A 4575-nucleotide genomic window follows, 5' to 3' on the forward strand; every position below is an offset into this window, starting at 1 on the left:
CAGAAGCCGCCCAGAGGTACGCAGCGACTGATCATGGCAATCCAGAAGTTTGAATGGTCTCCCTGAGATTTTTGCCTCAAGTTTGACGCATAGTTTTTCCAGCTTGCCCAACTGACCAGCATCAAACGTCCCGGGAATAACAAAAACGCTGCCCGACATGTTCGTCATGACCTGCCCTTCCCAAGAGTGCTCAGATGCTCATCCATCAACGGATCTCTGCTCCTTTGAAAACCGGGCCCGTCTTCGATGGCGCGTCTCTGGATTGTCTTCAGAGTTTTCCATCCAGCATAAACGAGATTCCATTCTTGTCCGAGTTGGCTCCAGCTTCCTTGTCATGGTCATCCGACCCTCACAAAATCATGGAACCGCTTTTCCCAACACCCATCAAGGAAAACCCCGATTTACCCAGCGTCATCACCATGGTTCCCGCAAGCCCGCACGACCAACTCACACGATTGCTGGCAGCGATGAATAGCCTCGAAACCGGATCCGTCCTCCTCCCACGCGCTCATCCAGCAACCTGTAATCCGGATATCTCTGTAGGAACCGCCCCAACGCAACGCGCCCTTCAAGCCGCGCCAGTGTGAGGCCGACACAGACATGTGGGCCCCCAGCAAAGGCCAGATGGCGATTGGGCTTACGTGATATGTCAAATTTCTTCGGATCATCGAAGACTGCGGGATCCCGGTTTGCTGCGCCGATACAGAGATGCAAGTTGGTTCCCTTCGGTATGTTCAAACTATCCAACTCGATATCGGCAGTGGCTTCCCGATTGCCGAACTGATTTGGCGAGCGAAAGCGAAGAATCTCTTCAACCGCTGGGTTGATCAGATCGGGATCATCCAACAACCGCCGACGCTGCTCCGGGTAATCGTTAAGCAATGCCAAACCGTTACCAATCAGGTTTGTAGTCGTTTCGTGTCCGGCGTTCAGGATGAAGATACAGTTCTGAAGCAGCTCGATTTCACTCAATTGCCCATCTGCCCCTTCCCCTCGGATCAGGCGGGTCAGAACATCTGTCTCCGGGTCACCAGGTTTCGTTCGCCTGCGGGCAACCAGATCACTGAGATATTCCTTGAACTCAGTAACAGCCGCATGGCCGGTGGCCATTTGCTGCTCGGTCAACGAAGGCTCCAGAGCGCCCAGAATTGCAAGTGACCAGTCGCGCAACGGGTCGCGCTCATCCATTGGTACATCAAGCAAATTGCCAATAATCTGAATGGGAATGGTTGAGGCAAAATCCTCGATCAAATCCACCTGCCCTTTGCCCGCCATCCGATCCAGCAGTATATCGACGGTGTCGATCAGGCCGGGCTCCATCTTGGCGATCGCACGCGGTGTAAGCGCAGATGTCATGATCTTTCGGACCCGAGTGTGTAAAGGCGGATCGGAGAAAACCAGAGAAGTGGTGTGATGCTCGAACAGAGGCGAACCGATACCGTATTTCGGACCAAACGCCGCCTTCTTGTCTGAAGAATACAGGGTAGTATCGCGATATATCCGGTCCAGATCCGAATGGCGTGACAGCAGGACCGATCCATCTGGTTGCTGTAACACCGGAGCATCGGACAGCAGCGCATCATAAAATGGGAATGGATCGTCGACAAATCCGTCAGGAGGATTCATCAAATCCAAATGTCGAACGGATTGTGTGGCGCTGAAATCATCCATGGCTGTCTCCCTGACCTCAAGGCGTAGCGTAATGAAATTGCGCAAACAACTATTAGAATGACACCATGGTGACATGTCGCAGCGGCCAAGCTAAGACGGGTTCATGTCTGATCCGGTTTCCTCAATCCGCAACCTTGGCCCAGCCTTTGAACAGGCTTGCACTCGTGCGGGCATTCACTCTGCCCAGCAATTGCGGGAACTGGGTGCGGACGAAGCCTATTCCCGACTGTTGGAAGCAGGAACGAAAGCCCATTTCATTGGTTATTATGTGCTGGTCATGGGATTACAGGGTCGCCCTTGGAATGACTGCAAAGGCGAAGAGAAAAAAGCCCTGCGTCAACGGTTCGACCAGATCAAAACCGGAATAACCAAGGCACCGCAATCACAACTGGTCTCTGAACTGGATGCGATTGGCGTACGCGTGGCACCCAAGGATTTGAAACCTGTATAGAGCACAAAAAAGGCCGCGCCTTGTTCAGGCACGGCCTCTGGAATTCAACTGACGGCGAATTAGCCGACCAGTTCGATACCCGAGAAGAAATATGCGATTTCAACCGCTGCAGTTTCAGGTGCGTCCGAACCGTGGACCGAGTTTTCGCCAACTGATTCAGCGAACTCGGCGCGGATGGTGCCAGCTGCTGCGTCTGCAGGATTGGTTGCACCCATGACTTCACGGTTCTTGGCAATGGCGCCTTCGCCTTCCAGAACCTGAACAACGACCGGAGCCGACGACATGAATTCGCACAGTTCGTCATAGAACGGACGCTCGGCGTGTACTTCGTAGAACTTGCCAGCTTGTTCTTTGGTCATGTGGATGCGCTTTTGCGCAACGATGCGCAGGCCGGCTTCTTCGAACTTGGCGTTGATCTTGCCAGTCAGGTTGCGGCGGGTTGCATCAGGTTTGATGATCGAGAATGTGCGTTCCAGTGCCATGTCGGCCTCTCCTTACTATATGGCGCGCGGTCCGCGCCGAAATCCATCGCGCGCCGCCTAACACGGTATGTGCCTCATGAAAAGTGGAATGATTGCGACCGCGGGATTTGGCGATCAGATTGTGTCCGGCAAGGGCTCCAACGCGTCGACCCGGCGAACGTAAAGAACAGCGAGCAGGCCGATAAAGCTGCTGGCAAACATCATCCCAAGAACCAGGAACGGCCCGTTTTCGGGCGTGACGAAAGCGCCTGTCATTGATGTCAGCACAGCCCCCAATGCCACGATCATTGCCCCGGATAGACCTGCCGCGCTGCCGGCCAGCTTTGGGCGCACTGACATCACCCCAGCCGAGGCATTGGCGTTCGTCAAACCGTTGCCGAAACCCACAAACACCGCTGAACCAAAGAACACCCAGACTGACCCTTGATCCGCCAGGAAAAGAAGCAGGCCACAAAGTGGACCAATCGAGGCAAATACCCGGCCAATCAGGATCATGGTCGTCAACTGCGTTCTGGCCGCGATCCGCCCTGTGATGAAGTTACCGACCATGAAGCCACCGGTGATGATGCCGATCCCCAGACCCAGCATCGCCGGGCTTAGATTGAACCAAACGGCCGCCACCAAAGGGGCACCGGTAATAAAGCTGTAAAAGCCCCCAATCGAGAACGCTGCGCACAGTGCATAGCCCCAGAACCGGCGTGCGCGAAACAGATGCGGGTATTCCCTCAATTGGGCAGAGAACGTTGCAGACCGGTTCGTGTTGGTTTCGCCCATATCCGCCCACAACAACAGCAGCAATCCGGCACCCAGAGCGGAGTACAATACGAACCCTGCCCTCCAGCCAAACAGCATATCCAACGCACCGCCCAGCATCGGCCCCAGCATCGGAGCGAGAGCCATCGCCATAGCGACATAGCCGAGTTTGCTGGCCGCCTCGTTGGGGGTGTACAGGTCGCGGATCGAAGCGCTGGACAAAACTGGCCCGGCCACGACTGCCGCTTGCAGCAGACGGAAACCCAGGAAAACCCAGATTGACTCGGCCAATACGCAACCCAAAGAGGCGAGCGCGAAAATACTCATGGAAATCAGAAGGATTGGCCTGCGACCAAAGCGGTCCGACAAAGGACCCATGATCAACTGCAGTACGGCGGACACAGCCAGATAGCCAGCAACCGACAGGTTGACCAGGGCATAATCGACCTGAAAGTCTTCTCCCATCCGCGCAAGTGACGGCAGAAACATGTTCAACGACAACACCGATAACGCCGTGGCGAATATCAATGTGATCAGGGATGGGGGCGTCTGAGCCGCGCGCATGATGAAACCGTTAGAAAACCAATCGGACCAGCGCTAACACATCGTCTGTGCTTTGAACATGTCAAGCTGCTGGCGGCGGCATCACCGCTCTGCTAAGAGCGCGTCATGCTACGGATCGAAGACATAACCTACGCGGTAGAAGGCCGCCCCCTGTTCGATGGGGCCAGTGCGACAATACCCGATGGCCACAAGGTCGGCCTTGTGGGGCGGAACGGTACGGGGAAAACCACCCTCTTCCGGCTGATCCGGGGTGAACTGGCCTTGGAATCAGGCAATATCGTGCTGCCGAAACGCGCGCGGATCGGTGGAGTGGCGCAAGAGGTGCCCTCTTCCGATGTCTCGCTGATCAACACGGTGTTGGCGGCCGATACTGAACGCAGCGCATTGATGGCTGAGGCCGACAGCGCCACGGACCCTGCCCGCATCGCCGAGATCCAAACCCGTCTGGCCGATATCGACGCCTGGTCGGCTGAGGCCCGTGCTGCCTCGATCCTCAAAGGTCTGGGGTTCGATGACGAAGACCAGCTGCGCCCATGCTCCGATTTCTCGGGCGGCTGGCGGATGCGCGTGGCGCTAGCGGCGGTACTATTTTCGCAGCCTGACCTGTTGCTATTGGACGAACCGACCAACTATTTGGACCTGGAAGGCGCGCTG

Annotated in this window: 5 protein-coding genes; 2 read left to right on the forward strand and 3 right to left on the reverse strand. The window is 55.9% G+C overall.

Annotation, left to right across the window (positions count from 1 at the left end):
* Positions 1-447: 447 nt before the first annotated feature.
* The gene (locus E1297_RS27065) at positions 448-1671 is read right to left on the reverse strand and encodes a cytochrome P450 (RefSeq protein WP_155143776.1); all 1224 of its coding nucleotides are present in this window, start codon (positions 1669-1671) and stop codon (positions 448-450) included.
* A gap of 103 nt (positions 1672-1774) precedes the next feature.
* Here E1297_RS27065 and E1297_RS27070 point away from each other — a divergent pair, with 103 nt between their 5' ends.
* Positions 1775-2122: a TfoX/Sxy family protein gene (locus tag E1297_RS27070; protein WP_155143778.1), complete on the forward strand. Its 348-nt coding sequence runs from the start codon at positions 1775-1777 to the stop codon at positions 2120-2122.
* A 59-nt stretch (positions 2123-2181) separates the two neighbouring features.
* Here E1297_RS27070 and ndk read toward each other — a convergent pair whose 3' ends face one another.
* Positions 2182-2604, reverse strand: coding sequence for a nucleoside-diphosphate kinase (gene ndk, locus E1297_RS27075; protein ID WP_155143779.1), 423 nt, complete (start codon positions 2602-2604; stop codon positions 2182-2184).
* Between the two features lie 114 nt (positions 2605-2718).
* Positions 2719-3921: a multidrug effflux MFS transporter gene (locus tag E1297_RS27080; RefSeq protein ID WP_155143781.1), complete on the reverse strand. Its 1203-nt coding sequence runs from the start codon at positions 3919-3921 to the stop codon at positions 2719-2721.
* Between the two features lie 105 nt (positions 3922-4026).
* Between E1297_RS27080 and E1297_RS50460 the strand changes: the two genes are divergently transcribed.
* A partial coding sequence (locus tag E1297_RS50460) for an ATP-binding cassette domain-containing protein (protein WP_244327903.1) occupies positions 4027-4575 on the forward strand: 549 nt, incomplete at its 3' end.

Source organism: Roseibium sp. RKSG952, assembly GCF_009711355.1.